General features: G+C 73.1%; 12 protein-coding genes. 5 read left to right on the top strand and 7 right to left on the bottom strand.

Annotated features, from left to right (window positions below):
• Positions 1-42: 42 nt before the first annotated feature.
• Complete coding sequence (locus tag D7I43_RS16810; protein ID WP_120329553.1) at positions 43-1398, bottom strand: sensor histidine kinase; 1356 nt, start codon at positions 1396-1398, stop codon at positions 43-45.
• Positions 1399-1484: 86 nt separating this feature from the next.
• On the bottom strand, positions 1485-2144 hold the full coding sequence (locus D7I43_RS16805) for a response regulator transcription factor (protein WP_120329457.1): 660 nt from the start codon (positions 2142-2144) through the stop codon (positions 1485-1487).
• 95 nt (positions 2145-2239) lie between these two features.
• Between D7I43_RS16805 and D7I43_RS16800 the strand changes: the two genes are divergently transcribed.
• Positions 2240-3343 carry a LolA family protein gene (locus D7I43_RS16800; RefSeq protein WP_120329456.1) on the top strand — a complete coding sequence of 368 codons (1104 nt, stop codon included), beginning with the start codon at positions 2240-2242 and terminating at the stop codon, positions 3341-3343.
• Between the two features lie 186 nt (positions 3344-3529).
• On the opposite strand, the gene D7I43_RS16795 is transcribed toward D7I43_RS16800, so the two are convergent.
• Entirely contained in the window at positions 3530-4243 is a 714-nt protein-coding gene (locus D7I43_RS16795; protein ID WP_120329455.1) for an SGNH/GDSL hydrolase family protein, read from the bottom strand.
• Between the two features lie 220 nt (positions 4244-4463).
• On the opposite strand from D7I43_RS16795, the gene D7I43_RS16790 reads away from it, so the two are divergent.
• A complete protein-coding gene (locus D7I43_RS16790) occupies positions 4464-6686 on the top strand; it encodes a HelD family protein (RefSeq protein WP_420870216.1) in 2223 nt (740 codons plus the stop codon).
• A gap of 180 nt (positions 6687-6866) precedes the next feature.
• Here D7I43_RS16790 and D7I43_RS16785 read toward each other — a convergent pair whose 3' ends face one another.
• A complete protein-coding gene (locus D7I43_RS16785) occupies positions 6867-7274 on the bottom strand; it encodes a hypothetical protein (RefSeq protein ID WP_120329453.1) in 408 nt (135 codons plus the stop codon).
• A 510-nt stretch (positions 7275-7784) separates the two neighbouring features.
• Here D7I43_RS16785 and D7I43_RS33635 point away from each other — a divergent pair.
• Together D7I43_RS33635 and D7I43_RS16770 are read left to right on the top strand one after the other, a co-directional pair.
• Positions 7785-9620 carry a glycerophosphodiester phosphodiesterase family protein gene (locus D7I43_RS33635; RefSeq protein ID WP_240033000.1) on the top strand — a complete coding sequence of 612 codons (1836 nt, stop codon included), beginning with the start codon at positions 7785-7787 and terminating at the stop codon, positions 9618-9620.
• Between the two features lie 214 nt (positions 9621-9834).
• Positions 9835-10218, top strand: a complete 384-nt coding sequence (locus D7I43_RS16770; RefSeq protein WP_120329452.1) for a hypothetical protein — start codon at positions 9835-9837, stop codon at positions 10216-10218.
• A 160-nt stretch (positions 10219-10378) separates the two neighbouring features.
• On the opposite strand, the gene D7I43_RS16765 is transcribed toward D7I43_RS16770, so the two are convergent.
• The 3 genes from D7I43_RS16765 to D7I43_RS16755 form a co-directional block, all read right to left on the bottom strand.
• Positions 10379-11338: a sporulation protein gene (locus D7I43_RS16765; RefSeq protein WP_120329451.1), complete on the bottom strand. Its 960-nt coding sequence runs from the start codon at positions 11336-11338 to the stop codon at positions 10379-10381.
• A 121-nt stretch (positions 11339-11459) separates the two neighbouring features.
• Positions 11460-12236, bottom strand: a complete 777-nt coding sequence (locus D7I43_RS16760; RefSeq protein WP_120329450.1) for a DeoR/GlpR family DNA-binding transcription regulator — start codon at positions 12234-12236, stop codon at positions 11460-11462.
• 33 nt (positions 12237-12269) lie between these two features.
• A complete protein-coding gene (locus D7I43_RS16755; RefSeq protein ID WP_120329449.1) occupies positions 12270-14273 on the bottom strand; it encodes a beta-galactosidase in 2004 nt (667 codons plus the stop codon).
• A gap of 280 nt (positions 14274-14553) precedes the next feature.
• Here D7I43_RS16755 and D7I43_RS16750 point away from each other — a divergent pair, with 280 nt between their 5' ends.
• Complete coding sequence (locus D7I43_RS16750) at positions 14554-15882, top strand: ABC transporter substrate-binding protein (protein ID WP_120329448.1); 1329 nt, start codon at positions 14554-14556, stop codon at positions 15880-15882.
• Positions 15883-15886: the final 4 nt, after the last annotated feature.

The raw sequence follows: 15886 nt of genomic DNA, 5'->3' as shown, positions 1-15886 counted from the left end.
GGCCTGCCGCTCGTCGTCGTGGGTGTCCTCCTGCTCGCCTGATCACCGGCCCTCGTCGCTCGGGGACAGCGCGGGCAGCCGGAGCGACACCCGTAGACCCGGCCCGTCGGCGTCGTCGAGGCTCACCGTGCCGCCGGCCCGGCGTACCAGCTCCCGGACGATCGCCAGGCCCAGACCGGCGCCGCCGGCATCGCGGGCCCGCGCGTCGTCCAGCCGGGTGAACCGGTCGAAGACCCGCTCGCGGTCCGCGGCCGGGATGCCGGGTCCGTCGTCGGTCACCGTCACCAGGTGGTACGCCCCGGCCGGCGCGGCGGCCAGCACCACCCGCGTACGCGCGTGCCGCACGGCGTTGTCCAGCAGGTTCGTGAGGACGCGGCGCAGCTCGTCCGGGTCGCCGACGGTCCACAGCGGCGCGCCGGGCGGCGTCACCTCCACCGGCGGCGACGGGTAGCGGGACGCCGTCACGGTCAACAGCTCACCCAGCTCGACCGGCCCGGTCGCCGCCGGACCGGACCGGGCGGCGCCCCGGCCGGCGGCCTCGTCGAGCCGGGCCAGGAGCAGCAGGTCGTCCACGAGACGGCTCAGCCGCTCGGTGTCGGCGAGCAGGCTCTCCGTCACGGCCGCCCAGTCCGTACGGTCGCCGAGGCGCTGGGCGACCTCCAGCTCGGTGCGGATGTTGGTCACCGGGCTGCGCAGCTCGTGCGCGGCGTCGGCCACGAAGGCCCGCTGCCGCTGCCGCGCCGACTCCAGCCGGTCCAGCATGCCGTTCAGGGTGACCGCCAGCCGGTGCACCTCGTCCCGGGACGCGGGCACCGGCAGCCGCTCCGGTCCGGCGCGGCCGGTGATCTCCTCGGCGCCCCGGCGCAGCGCCTCCACGGGTCGCAGGGTCGCGCCGACTACCCGCCAGGCCACCGCGGCGAGCGCCCCGACCAGCAGCGGGAAGCTGACCAGCAGGATGGTCCGTACGACGTGCGTGCTGTGCCGGACGTCCGCCAACGACTTCGCGACCAGCACGGTGAGCGGGTCGGCGGCGGTGCCGGCGGGCACGGTCACCACCCGCACCGGCCCGGCGAGGCCCACGCGTTCGCCCGAGACCACCAGGCGTTCGCGCCGGTCCGGGTCGAGCCGGTCGGGGCGCACCATCGGCACCAGCCGGTCCGCGTCGATCGACGCGGCGCGGATCCGCCCCTGCGCGTCGACGACCTGCACCCGCACCTGACCGCCGGCGACGGGCAGCGGATCGGGCAGCGCGTCCTCGGCGGCGAGCCGGGCGACGGCCTCGGCCGTCCGGGTCGCGTCCGCGTCCACGCTGCGTTGCAGCGCGTACCCGAGGACGGCGAGCAGCACCACGCCGCCGAGCGCCAGCCCCACGCTGAGGCCGAGCACGCCGATCACCATGAGCCGGCCGCGCAGGCCGAGGGCCACGCCGCGCGGCAGGGGCGCGGACAGCAGACCGCCGCGGCGGCGATCCCCCGGCCCGGGGGTCACGTGGACACCAGGCGGTAGCCGGCGCCGCGCACCGTCTCCAGCCGCTCCCGACCGATCTTGCGGCGCAGGTAGCCGACGTACACCTCGACCGCGTTCGGGGCGGTCTCCAGGCTGGCGTCCCAGACGTGGTCCAGCAGTTCGGTCTTGGACACCACCTCGCCGGCGCGGCGCATGAGGTAGTCGAGCAGCGCGAACTCCCGGGCGGTGAGCGCGACCTCGACGTCGGCGCGGGTCACCCGTCGCCGCGCCGGGTCGAGCCGCAGGTCACCGACCGTGAGCACGGCGGGGCGCTGGGGCGCGCCCCGGCGCAGCAGCGCGCGCAGCCGGGCCAGCAGCACCACGTACGAGAAGGGCTTGGTGAGGTAGTCGTCGGCGCCGCAGTCCAGCCCGTCGGCCTGGTCGTACTCGCCATCCTTGGCCGAGAGCATGAGCACCGGCAGCCAGTGCTCCTCGGCGCGCAGCCGGCGGACCAGCTCGTAGCCGGAGAGCCCGGGCAGCATCACGTCGAGGATCATCGCGTCGTAGCCGCCGTGCCGGGCGGCGTCCAACCCGGCCGGCCCGGTGGACGCCACGTCGACCGCGAAGCCCTCCGCCTGCAGGCCCCGTTGCAGGGCGGCCGCCAGCCGCGCCTCGTCCTCCACCACCAGCAGCCGCACAACGCCAAGCGTGCCACCGCCCATCCGAGGCCGATACGGTCGTCTCAGCACCCTCACAGCTACCAGCAGGCAGGATGTGCGCAGGAGGTGCCCACATGTCCGTCATCACGAGCCGTCCCGTCCTGCGCTGGCTGGTGCCCGTGGCCGCCGCCGCCACCGTGATCGGTGGTGGCGCCGCCATCGGCACGTTCGCCGCCGAGGCCGAACCCGCCCTGCCGCCACGCACGGCCGCGCAACTCCTGGTCGACCTGCAGACGTCCCAGCTGGAGGGGCTCTCCGGCACCGTGGTGCAGCGCGCCGACCTGGGCCTGCCGCCGATCGCGGGCCTGGCCGCCAACAGCAGCGACCTGGCCGCCCTGGTCACCGGCACCCACACCCTGCGCGTCTGGTACTCCGGGCCGGAGCGGCAGCGGGTCGCGCTGCTGGACACGCTCGGCGAGCGGGATCTGATCCACGACGGGCGCGACGTGTGGACCTGGGACAGCCGCACCAACACGGCCACCCACCGCACCCTGGACGCCGAGACCGCCAAGGGCATCCACGAGGCGCCGGAGCTGCCCGTCACGCCCCAGGAGGCCGCCGACCGGGCGCTCGCCGCCGTCGACGAGAGCACCGCCGTCAGCGTGGGCCGGGCCGCCCGGGTCGCCGGACGCGACGCCTACGAGCTGGTGCTGGAGCCGCGTGACCAGGCGTCCCTCGTGCACCAGCTGCGGATCGCCATCGACGCCCGCGAACACGTGCCGCTGCGGTTCGAGGTGTTCGCCGACGGCAGCGACCAGCCGGCGTTCGAGGTGGCCTTCACCCAGATCGACTTCCGCCGCCCGGACGCCGACCAGTTCACCTTCAACCCGCCGCCGGGCGTCACGGTGAAGGAGGAGACGGCCGACCGGCCCGCCGCTGGCGAGCGCCGCCCCGACGCCACCACGCGGGCGGCCGAGCGTCCGCAGATGCGTACGGTCGGGACGGGCTGGACGACGGTGCTGGAGGCCCGCGTCGGCGACGGCGCCCCGACGAGCGCGAAGGGCGCCGCGGACAGCGAGTTCGCCGGCGTGCTCGGCGCCCTGCCGGCCGTCAGCGGCGACTGGGGCAGTGGACGCCTGCTCACCGGGAAGCTGTTCAGCGTCCTGCTCACCGACGACGGTCGCGTGCTGGCCGGCGCGGTGACCCCGGAACGCCTCTACGAGGTCGCGCGGGGCTGACGGCCCCCGGTCCACCGACTCTCGCGGCGCTGCCGGCCACCGGCCGGCAGCGCCGCGTGGCGTTTCCGCACCGGATGCCGGGGTGACACACGTGGTACGCCGACGAGCCGGGCCGCCCGCAGCGGCGTCGGGATGCCGGCGTGGGCCGGCCCAACCGGTCCGGGCGAGGCGCGCGGCCGGGGCGGTTCAGCGGGTCGGATCGTCGGCCGGGATCGGCGCGGCGCCGGCGCTCGTCGGCGCGGTACCGGCGTTTCTCGGCGCGGGCACGGCCGGGGCGGCGGCGCCGAGGGAGGCGAGGAAGGCGTCGGCGAGCACGGCGTGCCCGGCCAGGTTCGGGTGGACCCGGTCGGCGGCCCAGTGGCCGGGCGCGGTGACCGTCAGCGCCCGGTCGAACGCCGCCTGGGTGGCCACGTGCACCGCGTCGAACTCCGCGGCGAGCGCCGCCACGACCGCCGCGTAGCGGTCGGTGTCCGCGCGCTGTGGCTCGGCCCGGTCGGGCTCGATGAGGTACGGATCGGCGAGGATCAACCGGCAGCCGGTCGCCTCGACGACGCGGCGCAGCAGGCCGCGCAGCGTGCGCTCGTACTCGTCGATCGGCACCGACTCGGCCGGCCGGCCCGTGTAGCGGCGCCAGATGTCGTTGATCCCGATCATCACGGACAGCCAGTCGGGGCGCTCCCCCACCGCGTCCCGCTCCCAGCGGGCCGCCAGGTCCCGGACGGTGTCGCCGCTGACGCCCCGGTTGACCCAGGTCAGGTCGAGGTCGGGGTGGCGGGCGGTGACGAAGGCACGGACCAGGCTCACGTAACCGTCGCCGTACGGCGCGGCCCCCTGCCGGCGGCCGCAGTCGGTGATGCTGTCCCCGATGAACACGACACGCTCGCCGGTCCGCAGGATCATCGTGTGGCCCCTCACCGCCGGCGCGACCCGCCGGTTCGGCTTGGTCCGACCCGCCGCGGCACGCTATCTTTCAGAGTTCAGGCACAAAAAAGAACGGCTGTCGAAAGCCGTTCATGCAACGAATTTTAATGCTTAGGGAGACGGCTTGTCAAGGCACTCCGGAATTACCGGCGAATTGCCGCTCGACGACGAGATCGGGCGCGAGCAGGAGTACGTCTCCATGCTCTACCACCGCCTCGACGAGCTGCGTGAGCAGGCCGCCCGCCGGCTCACCGAGGAGCTGCGGACGACCGGCGGCACCCGCCAGGCCCAGTCGCAGCGCGACAGTTCCGTGCGCATGTACGCCGAACAGGTCGAGCAGTTCTCCGCCGTGGAGGACGGGCTCTGCTTCGGTCGCCTCGACGGCGAGGACGACTCCCGCCACTACATCGGCCGCATCGGCATCCTCGACCGTGACGGCGACCTCGACCCGCTGCTGATCGACTGGCGCGCCCCGGCCGCGCGCCCGTTCTACCTCGCCACCGCCGCCAACCCCCAGGGCGTACGCCGGCGGCGGCACCTGCGCACCCGGCAGCGGAAGGTGACCGGCCTCAACGACGAGGTGCTCGACATCACCGCCGCCTCCCCCACCGGCCACGAGGAACTGACCGGCGAGGCGTCGCTGCTGGCCGCGCTGAACGCCGGGCGCACCGGCCGCATGCGGGACATCGTCGAGACCATCCAGGTCGAACAGGACAAGGTCATCCGCGCGCCGCTGCCCGGTGTGCTGGTGGTCCAGGGCGGCCCGGGCACCGGCAAGACGGCGGTGGCGCTGCACCGGGCGGCGTACCTGCTCTACACGTACCGGCGGGAACTCGCCACCCGCGGCGTGCTGCTGGTCGGCCCGAACGCCACGTTCCTGCGCTACATCTCCCACGTGCTGCCCGCCCTGGCCGAGACGGGCGTGCTGCTGCGTACGCAGGCCGACCTCTTCCCCGGCGTGCAGGCCCGCCGGGTCGAGTCCGCCGAGGCCGCCGCGCTCAAGGGCCGCACGGTGATGGTCGAGGTGCTGGAGGCCGCCGTCCGCGACCGGCAGCACGTGCCGGACGAGCCCATGGAGATCGAGGTGGAGCGGGAGATCCTCACGCTCCACCCGGAGACCGTCCGGGTGGCGCGGGACCGCGCCCGCCGCTCCGGCCGCCCGCACAACCTGGCCCGGCCGCTGTTCGACATCGAGATCGTCCACGCGCTCGCCGAGCAGGTGGCCGACCGGATCGGCGCGGACCCGCTCGGCGGGGAGAACCTCCTCGAGGAGGCCGACCGGGCCGAGATCCGCCGGGAACTGCGGGAGGAGCCGGGCGTCCGGGCCGCGCTGGACGAGCTGTGGCCGGTGCTCACGCCGCAGCGCCTCCTCGCCGACCTGTACGCCGACCCCGACCGGATCGCCTTCGCCGCGCCCATGCTCACCCCGGACGAGCGGGCCCTGCTGCACCGGGAGCCCGGTGGCTGGACGCCGGCCGACGTGCCGCTGCTGGACGAGGCCGCCGAGCTGCTCGGCGAGGACGACCGCGCGGCCGCGGCCCGCCGGGAGCGGATCCGGGCGCTGCAACGGGAGTACGCCGAGGGCGTGCTGGAGATCGCCCGGGGTTCCCGGTCGATCGACGTGGAGGACGAGGCCGACGGCGGTGAGATCCTCGGCGTCACCGACCTGATCGACGCCGACCGGCTGCTGGAGCGGCAGGAGGAGGCAGACCGGCTGACGACCGCCCAGCGGGCGGCGGCCGACCGCCGGTGGGCCTTCGGGCACGTCATCGTCGACGAGGCGCAGGAGCTGTCCCCGATGGCGTGGCGGCTGCTCATGCGGCGCTGCCCGAGCCGGTCGATGACGATCGTCGGCGACGTGGCGCAGACCGGCGCGCTGTCCGGCACGCCGTCGTGGCGGGAGGCGCTGGAGCCGTACGTGGCCGACCGGTGGCGGCTGGCCGAGCTGACCGTCAGCTACCGCACCCCGGCCGAGATCATGGCGGTCGCCGCCGACCTGCTCACCGAGATCGACCCGGCGCTGCGCCCGCCGCGCTCCGTACGCTCCAGCGGCGTACCGCCGTGGGACCGCACGGTGACCGCGGACCGGCTCGCCGACGAGCTGGTCGCCGCCACGACCCGCGAGGTGGCCGGGCTCGACGAGGGCCGGGTCGGCGTGATCGTGCCGGCCGGCCGCATCGACGACCTCGGCGCGGCCGTCACCGCGGCGCTGCCCGAGGCGGCCGTCGGTGAGCATCCCGAGCTGGAGAGCACGGTGGTGGTGCTGACCGTGGCCCAGGCCAAGGGGCTGGAGTTCGACTCGGTGCTGGTGGTCGATCCCGACCGGATCGTGGCGGAGTCGCCGCGCGGGCGCAGCGACCTCTACGTCGCCCTGACCCGCGCCACCCAACGCCTGGGAGTCCTCCGCCCCACCACGTCCTGACCCCGCCCCCGCTCGCGCCCCTCGCCCCCTGCCCCCTGCCCCTGTCCCGCTCGGTTGATCATGAGGTTGGCGGGCCGTTCGGAGATCGAAAACGCCGCCAACCTCATGATCGACCGGGTGAGGGCGGGGAGGGCGGGAGCGCGAGGGGCCCCTCGGTGGGGCCCCTCGCGGTGGTTCCGGTCACTCGTTGGTGAAGTTGCCCACCTGGCTGGCGGTGCCGGACTGGTCACTCGTGGAGCCGCCCGCCGGGGTGCTCATGCCGCCCGTCGTGGCGTCACCCGTGGTGGTCGGCGCCACCTTGCCCGGATGCCGCTCCGGCTGCCGCGCCACCCGCCGGACGCTGGCCGGGCCGGCAGTGCCGCCGGTGGTGGTGACCGCACCCTGACCGGCGACGGGCCCGCCGTCGCGGAGCACGGTCGCGTCCACGGCGGCGTCCGCCGGATCGTCCGGGTCGGCGTCCTGGATCACCCGCTGCACGTCGGTCTGGGGCACGGTCACCTCGTCCAGGGCGCCCTCGCCGTAGATGCCGCCGGCGATCCGGTCCTCGGCCCGCCGGGCGGCGTCCTGTCGCATGTCGTCCTCACGCACGTCACACCACCTCGCAGAAACGTCGGTCTCTCTGCGTGCCCGACGCCGCCGGGGTCAAACACGCGCCGCCGCCGGGGATCCCGACGCGCACCGCACGCCGACATCGCCGTCGCGCACCCCGCGGACGTACGCCGTCCGGGCTCACGCGGGCACCACCGCCGTACGACGCCACGGGCGGGCCGAACCGGACAGACACCGTCCACGGTTCACCCGGGCGTCTCCCGCTGGCCGCCTCCGCGCCGCACCCGCTGCCCATGCTGACCGGCGACCGGCGGGACGGGCCCGCCGGAGGAGGAGTGACAGCGTGCGCACAGTACGCCGTATCGCGGTCGCGGCCCTGGCGGCGGCGACCGTGACCACCGGGCTCGCGGCCCCCGCGGGGGCGAAACCGCGACCGGAGCGGACCTTCGACGTCCAGGCCCACCGCGGTGGCCTCGGGCTGCGGGTGGAGAACACCCTCGCCTCGTTCGGCAACGCCTCCAGCTCGGGGTCAGCACCCTCGAACTGGACGTGCAGATCACCGAGGACGGGCAGGCCGTGGTCACCCACGACCGGAAGATCAGCGGCGCCAAGTGCGTCGACACCGCACCGGTGACCCCCGGCGACCCCGAGTTCCCGTACGTCGGCAGGTACGTCAACACGCTCACCCTGGCCCAGGTACGCACCCTGGACTGCGGGTCGAGGACACTGCCGGACAAGCCCGGCCAGCTCGCCGTGCCGGGCGCGCGGATGCCCCTGCTGCGGGAGGTGTTCGCCCTCGTCAAGCGCTACGGCGCGGACGACGTGATGCTCAACGTGGAGACCAAGGTGGAGGCCGGCGCGCCGACCGAGACCGCCCCGCGTGAGCAGTTCGTGCAGGTCACGGCGGCCGAGGTCCGGCGTGCCGGGCTGCTGAAGCAGGTGACGATCCAGAGCTTCGACTGGGGCGCGCTCATGCGGATGCGTCAGATAGAGCCTCGGCTGCCGCTGGTGGCCCTGACCAACTACGACTTCCTCCAGACCGGCCAGCCGGGCGCCTCGCCGTGGCTGGGCGGCCTCGACATCGACGACTTCGGCGGCGACCCGATCCGGGCCATCCGGACCTTCGGCGCCAGCGCCTTCTCCCCGGTGCACGGCTTCCCGCAGAACGGCACCGTCACCGACCCCGGCTACCGGCCGTACGTCACGAAGGAGATGGTGGCCAGCGCCCACCGTCACGGCATCAAGGTGATCCCGTGGACGGTCGACGACGTGCCCACGATGGCGAAGCTCGTCGACGACGGCGTGGACGGCATCATCACCGACTACCCCGACCGCCTGCGCGGCCTGCTCGTGCAGCGCGGCTACCGCCTGCCGAAGGCGTACGCGGCGCCGTTCGACATCCAGGCCCACCGCGGCGGCCGGGCGACCCGCCCGGAGAACACCCTGCCCGCGTTCGCGAACGCCCTCGCGAACACGGCGATCTCCACTCTGGAGCTGGACACCGGCGTCACGCGGGACGGCCACCTGGTCGTGCTGCACGACCGCGCCATCAACGGATCGCACTGCGTCGACACCGCACCGGCCCGCCCCGGCGACCCGGAGTTCCCGTACGTCGGCAAGCCGGTGCACGAGCTGACCCTCGCGCAGGTCAAGACGATCGACTGCGGCACGAAGACGCTGCCCGAACTGCCGGCGCAGGTGCCCGCCCCGGGCGCCCGGATCCCGACGCTCGACGAGGTCTTCGCGCTGGTGAAGCGCAGCGGCCGCACCGACGTGCGGATGAACATCGAGACGAAGATCAGCCCGCTGGTGGACGACACGGAGCCGTACCGCAGCTTCACCCGCAAACTCGTCGGCGCCATCGAGCGGGCCGGCTTCACCGACCGCGCCACCATCCAGTCCTTCGACTGGCGGACCATCACCTACGCCCGCCAGTTGAACAAGCGGATCGGCACCGTCGCGCTGGTCTGGCAGTACGGCCCGGCCGAGTGCGCGAGCCTCGCCGACGAGTGCTCGCTGCAGGCCGTGTACGGCGACCCGTCGGTGAAGAGCCCGTGGACCGGCGGGCTGGACTGGTGGCGGTACCGGGACCTGGGCAAGCTCACGAAGGCCGCCGGCGCCGGCGCGGTGTCGGCGAACTGGCAGGTGCACGACCCGGAGCAGGGCACCGTGGCGTCGGCCGACTGGTACCTGCGGGAGAACCCGGCGTACTTCCACGGACCGGACGTGCGGACCCTCCAGACGCGGTACGGGCTGAAGGTGATCCCGTACACCGTCGACGACGCCGCGGTGATGCAGCGGCTCATCGACCTGGGCGTGGACGGGATCATCACCGACGACCCCGACCTGCTCGTCGGCGTCGCCATCCGCAACGGGCTGCGCTGACGTGCCCCGCCGGTGGTGCCCGTGCGGCGGGCGCCACCGGCGCGGCGGCGCCCGGCCGTACGCCGGTTTTCCGGCTCCGGGAGGGTGTTACCTCGCCCTGGGGCCCGGGTAGTCGGTGGGCGTCCCCGCCACGAAACACGAAACCGTGCCGTGGCCGAGACGCGGTAGCGGGGCGAGGGAAGCGCAGGACTCATCGCATCCTGAGGAGGACAAGATGAGCACGCAGGCCGCATCCACCAGGCCGATGAACCGGCCGAACGCGGACATCCAGAACCGCCAGGCCATGCAGGAGACGCCCACCCGTCCGATGCCGATGGTCAGTGGTGACGGACACCGGGAGCCGACGCCGCAGACCGGCACCGAGACCAAGCAGGCGTTCCTCACCACCGAGTTCTGGATCTACGCCGCCGCTGTCGCGGCCGTGGTGATCGCCGCCTTCTGGGGCGGTTCGGCCACCAACGGGCTGAACGTCAACAACCCGGTCCAGGCATGGTGGTTCATCACCGCGCTGACCGCCGCGTACCTGGTCAGCCGGGGTCTGTCGAAGGCCGGCTCGCCGAAGCGCTCGCTGAGTGAACGGCGCACGGGTCGACGGTGACCCCTCGTACGGCCGGTGGCCTCCGGGATGCGTCCCGGAGGCCACCGTCGTCTGCGGACCGCCGCGTGCCGGCCACGCCCGTCACGGCCGGTCGCCCGTCACGGACCGGCGTCGCGCGCCGTCCTCGCCGTGCCGCACGGCGACCGGCGTGGGACGGCGGTCACTCGTCGAAGCCGAGATCCTCCCCGAGGTCGCCCTCGAAGGCGTCCTCGATGAGCTCGCCGGCGATCATCCCGCCGGCGACACCCAGCGCGGCCCCGGCGATCATGCCGCCCATGCCGTGCCCCCGGCCGTGGCCGTGGTGACCGTGGTGGCCGTGCCCGAAGCCCGCGGCGTGCATGCCGCCGTAACGGGAGGTCGTCTCGCGCAGCCAGCCGTCGACCACCTGCGTCCAGTCGAGACGGTCGGCGTCGGCATGCGAGACCGTGTAGCGCCCGTAGGTGTCCTGCCCCGGGGTGAGGAACCCGCCGCGCTTGTCGCACTCCAACACCACGTCCACGCCGTACTGGTTGGTCACGAAGGTCAGCTCGACCTCGCGGACCGTCTGCGCGTACTGCGGCGCGGCGAAGAACTCGATCTCCTGGTAGAACGGCAGGGTCTGCTGCACGCCGTAGATGTGGCCGCGCTCGAGGTCGGCGGTCTTGAACCGGAAGCCGAGGCGCTGGAACGCGTCGAGGATGCGCTCGTGCACCGGCAGGGGGTGCACCGCCACGTGGTCGAGGTCGCTCTTGTCGACGGCCCGGGCCACCGCCAGCTCCGTACGCAGACCCATCGTCATGCCGTGCAGGCGCTGGCCGTACACGTCGGTGATGGGGGTCTCCCACGGCACCGGGAGCTGGAACGGGATGGAGACCTGCTGCTTGGGCGCGAGCTGGAGCGGGCCGCTGACCACCGTCCGGTAGAACTCCATGATCCCGGCGTACTCGGTGTCGTGCCCCTCGATCTCGACCCGGGTGACCAGGCTGAGCACCACCTGCTCGATGTTCGCCTCCACCTCCCCGCCGAGGAGGTTGACCTGCCCTTCGAGGGTCAGACCCGGGCGCGTGTTGGGGTTGGCCAGCACCGTGTCCACGCTGGGGCCGCCCACACCGAACGCGCTCATCATCTTCTTGAAGACCATCGGAACTCCCGTGCGACCGCCGAGGGCTCCACCGTGGAGCCGGACGTCTGCTCGACCGGCACCCTATCGGCTGGCCCTGTGAGGTCGCTGTGAAGCGGCGCGGCGGGTCGGTCCGGCGGGCCTACTCCGCGTCCACCACCACCAGCTCGCCGACCTGGTCGCCGATGACGCTGCGGGCTTCGGCGGGCAGCCCCGCGTCGGTCACGAGGATGTCGGCGGCCTCCAGCGGGGCGATGGTGGCGATCCCGATGGTCTCCCACTTGGTGTGGTCGGCGAGCACCACGAGCCGGCGGGCGGAGCCGATGAGGCACCGGTTGACGCCCGCCTCCAGCAGGTTGGGGGTGGTGAAGCCGGTACGCGGGCTCATCCCGTGCACGCCGAGGAAGAGCAGGTCGACGTTGAGGGCGCTGATGGCGGCCTCGGCGACCGGACCGGTCAGCGCGTCCGAGGGGGTGCGGATGCCGCCGGTCAGGACGACGGTCTGGTCGCTGCGGGGGTCCTGGTAGAGCGCGTCGGCCACCGGGATCGAGTTGGTCACCACGGTGAGCCCGCGTACGTCGGAGAGCAGGGTGGCCAGCGCGGCCGTGGTGGTTCCCGCGGACAGCGCGATGGCCATGCCGGGCTCGACGAGGGTGGCGGCCCGCTCGGCGATGGCCCGCTTCTCGGCCTGCTGCCGGATCGACTTGGCCGCGAAGCCCGGCTCGTCGGCGGAGCCCGGGCCGGCCAGCGTCGCACCGCCGTGCACCTTGTCCACCAGGCCGCGCTCGGCCAGCACCTCCAGGTCGCGCCGGATCGTCATGTCCGACACGCCGAACCGGCTCACCAGGTGGCTCACCCGGACACCGCCGTGCTGCCGGATCAGATCGAGGATCGCGCTCTGCCGCTGCTGGGCGAGCATCCGGTCAACCTCCTTCGACCCGTCGCGGTTCGATCATGCCGTCGTCGCGTCGGGATCCTCCCGGACCACCGCGACCTCACCGGCCGGCACCACCACCTCACCGTCGCACCGGTCACGCGTCAACAGCTCCACGCCCGTGACGGGCACCCGCGCCGGGCCGGTCGTGTGGTTGACGACGAACAGCCAGCTCCGCTCGCCGTCGCGGCGGCGGACCACCTCCACCCCCTCGGGGGCGACGGCGGCCGGGCGTACGCCGGACTCGGCCACGAGCCGGCCCACCAGCCGGTCGGTGGCGGACTGGTCGAGCCGGGTTCCGGCGTACCAGGCGGCGCCGGCGCCCACCTCGTGCCGCGTCAGCGCGGGCACCCCGGGAAGCGGGCCGTCGACGTACGAGGCGAGGACCTCGGCGCCGTCGGGGTGCAGCCACTCGGTCCACACGTCGGCGACCGACCCGTCGTCGAGCCGGACCCGCTCGCCCTCCCGCAGGGGGAAGAACTCCTCGGTGCGCACGCCGAGCAGATCCCGGAAGGCGCCCGGGTAGCCGCCGAGCCGGATGTGGTCGTGCTCGTCGACGATGCCGCTGAAGTAGGTGACCAGGGCGGTGCCGCCGTCGGTCACGAACCGGCGCAGCGCCGCGGCGTCGGCGTCGCGCACGAGGTAGAGCGTGGGCGCCAGGACCAGCCGGTAGCGGGCGAGGTCCGTCGAGGGGTGGACGACGTCGGCGGTGATCCCGGCCCGCCAGAGCGAGTCGTAGAGCGCCGTCAGCCGGTCGAGGTAGGTGACGTCCACGCTGGGGTGCGAGTCCAGCTCGACGCCCCACCACGCCTCGTAGTCGAAGAGGATGGCCACGTCGGCCTCCACCCGGCTGCCCCGGATCTCGGCCAGCGCGCCCAGGTCGGCGCCGAGCCGGCAGACCTCGCGGAACACCTTCGTGTCGGGGCCGGCGTGCGGCACGAGCGCCGAGTGGAACTTCTCGGCCCCGGCGCGGGAGGCCCGCCACTGGAAGAAGAGGACGCCGTCGGCGCCCCGCGCCACGTGGGCGAGGCTGTTGCGGCGCAGTTGTCCCGGCGTCTTGGCGACGTTGCGCGGCTGCCAGTTGACAGCGCTCGTGGAGTGCTCCATGAGCAGCCACGGTTCGCCGCCGGCGACGCCGCGGGTGTGGTCGGCGGAGAGCGCCAACCCGACGTGGGCCCGCGGGTCGGCGGCGGTCAGGTAGTGGTCGTTGGCGACCAGGTCGACGTCGCCGGCCCAGGAGTGGTAGTCGAGGTACTTGACCCCCGTGCCGATCATGAAGTTCGTGGTGACGGGCTGGCGGACCAGCCGGCGCAGCACCTCGCGTTCGGCGCGCAGTTGGGCGCGCTGCTCGTCGGAGGAGAAGCGCAGGAAGTCCAGCTGCTGCGTGGGGTTGGCGAACGTGGGGGCGGTGCGCGGCGGGTTGATCTCGGCCCAGTCGCCGTACCGCTGGCTCCAGAAGGCGGTGCCCCAGGCGGCGTTGAGGGCGTCGAGGTCGCCGTAGCGCTCGCGCAGCCACGCCCGGAACGCCTCGGCGCTGACGTCGCAGTAGCAGTGCACGTTGTGGCAGCCGAGCTCGTTGGACACGTGCCACATGACGACGGCCGGGTGCGCGGCGTACCGGCCGGCGACCGCCTCGACGAGCGCGAGCGAACGCTCCCGGAACACCGGCGAGCTGGGGCAGTACGCCTGCCGGCCGCCCGGCCAGAGGACGGTGCCGTCGGCGCGGCGCGGCAGCGTCTCGGGGTGCGCCCGCGCCAGCCACGGTGGCGGGCTCGCGGTGGCGGTGGCGAGGTCGACGTCGACGCCACCGGCGTGCAGCAGGTCGAGCACCCGGTCCAGCCAGCCGAACTCGTACCGGCCCGGCGCCGGCTCCAGCAGGGCCCAGGAGAAGATGCCGACCGACACCAGGTTGACCCCGGCCCGGCGCATCAGCTCGACGTCCTCGGCCCAGGTCTCCTCCGGCCACTGCTCCGGGTTGTAGTCGCCGCCGAAGAGGATCCGGTCGCCCTGCCATCGCCGCATGGCAGCAGAGCGTGCCCGCATCGGTCGGTCAAGTCAACAGGTTCCAACATCGATGCTCTTTCCAACGTTTACCTGGTAACAGCCCCGTCACGACTGGGTTATCGGCTCCTTACTGTCCTCTTGACAGCACCGTGGGGAGGGGTAGCTTGAGGCGCCACTGGCAGTTCGTGTTCGCCAATGTGGATTCACGGTGGATCCCGTGTGCGATCACGAGCAGCGGTCACGCCACCTCTTTGACGGCCCTCGGGCGCAGCGCACCTCTTCATCCGCAGGAGGAACCATGTCCCGTCCCCGTACCCAGGCCGAGTACCTGGCCAGACTCGTACCGCCCTCCGTCGCCGGCCTCAACCGCCGCACGCTGCTCGCCGGGGCGGCCGGCGCGGGCGCCCTGCTCGGCACGGGGCTGCTCGCCGGCTGCGGCGACTCGGACTCCGGCGGATCCGGAGCCAAGTCGGTGTCGATGGGCTCGAACGCGTCCGACCCGACGCCGAAGGACGTGCTCGCCAAGGTGTCGGCCGCCTTCAAGACCTCCTCGGGCATCGAGGTCGCCATCAACACCGTCGACCACAACACGTTCCAGGAGAACATCAACAACTACCTGCAGGGCAAGCCGGACGACGTGTTCACCTGGTTCGCCGGCTACCGGATGCGCTTCTTCGCCGCCCGCGGCCTGGCCGGCGACGTGTCCGACGTGTGGGGCAAGCTCTCCGGCTTCTCCGACGCCTTCAAGAAGGCGTCCACGGGCGACGACGGCAAGCAGTACTTCGTGCCGTTCTCGTACTACCCGTGGGCGGTCTTCTACCGCAAGTCGGTGTGGCAGCAGCACGGCTACCAGGTGCCGAAGAACCTGGACGAGTTCACGGCACTCGCGAACCAGATGAAGAAGGACGGCCTCGTCCCGATCGGCTTCGCCGACAAGGACGGCTGGCCGGCCATGGGGACGTTCGACATCCTCAACCTGCGGATCAACGGCTACCAGTTCCACGTCGACCTGATGGCCGGCAAGGAGGCCTGGACCTCCGACAAGGTCAAGAAGGTCTTCGACACCTGGGCCGGGCTGCTGCCGCTGCACCAGCCGGACTCGCTGGGCCGCACCTGGCAGGAGGCCGCCCAGACGCTGCAGCAGAAGAAGAGCGGCATGTACCTGCTCGGCCTCTTCGTGGCGCAGCAGTTCAACGCCGACGAGCAGGACGACATCGACTTCTTCACCTTCCCGGAGATCGACCCGACGATCGGCGCCAAGGCGCTGGACGCCCCGATCGACGGCTACATGATGGCCCGGAAGCCGAAGTCCGAGGACAACGCCAAGAAGCTGCTGGAGTACATCGGTGGCGTGGACGCGGCGAACATCGCCGTGAAGACCGACCCGGGCACCCTGGTCGCCAACAGCGGCGCGGACACCAGCGGATACAGCGCGCTGCAGAAGAAGGCGGCCGAACTGGTCGGCTCGGCCACGGAGATCGCCCAGTTCCTCGACCGAGACACCCGGCCGGACTTCGCCTCGACCGTGATCATCCCGGCCCTCCAGCAGTTCATCAAGGACCCGAAGGACATCGGCGGGCTGCTGACCAGCATCGAGAACCAGAAGAAGTCGATCTTCACGAGCTGACGGC

Origin of the sequence: Micromonospora globbae (assembly GCF_003610785.1) — a bacterium.
Taxonomy (GTDB): domain Bacteria; phylum Actinomycetota; class Actinomycetes; order Mycobacteriales; family Micromonosporaceae; genus Micromonospora; species Micromonospora globbae.
This window is presented reverse-complemented; position numbering and strand designations above follow the sequence as displayed.

Bases quoted from the DNA above. Each gene is read 5' to 3' on its own strand.
- D7I43_RS16810 (WP_120329553.1), bottom strand. From the start codon at position 1,398: ATGGTGATCGGCGTGCTCGGCCTCAGCGTGGGGCTGGCGCTCGGCGGC.
- D7I43_RS16800 (WP_120329456.1), top strand. From the start codon at position 2,240: ATGTCCGTCATCACGAGCCGTCCCGTCCTGCGCTGGCTGGTGCCCGTG.
- D7I43_RS16795 (WP_120329455.1), bottom strand. From the start codon at position 4,243: ATGATCCTGCGGACCGGCGAGCGTGTCGTGTTCATCGGGGACAGCATC.
- D7I43_RS16790 (WP_420870216.1), top strand. From the start codon at position 4,464: ATGCTCTACCACCGCCTCGACGAGCTGCGTGAGCAGGCCGCCCGCCGG.
- D7I43_RS16770 (WP_120329452.1), top strand. From the start codon at position 9,835: ATGAGCACGCAGGCCGCATCCACCAGGCCGATGAACCGGCCGAACGCG.
- D7I43_RS16765 (WP_120329451.1), bottom strand. From the start codon at position 11,338: ATGGTCTTCAAGAAGATGATGAGCGCGTTCGGTGTGGGCGGCCCCAGC.
- D7I43_RS16760 (WP_120329450.1), bottom strand. From the start codon at position 12,236: ATGCTCGCCCAGCAGCGGCAGAGCGCGATCCTCGATCTGATCCGGCAG.
- D7I43_RS16755 (WP_120329449.1), bottom strand. From the start codon at position 14,273: ATGCGGCGATGGCAGGGCGACCGGATCCTCTTCGGCGGCGACTACAAC.
- D7I43_RS16750 (WP_120329448.1), top strand. From the start codon at position 14,554: ATGTCCCGTCCCCGTACCCAGGCCGAGTACCTGGCCAGACTCGTACCG.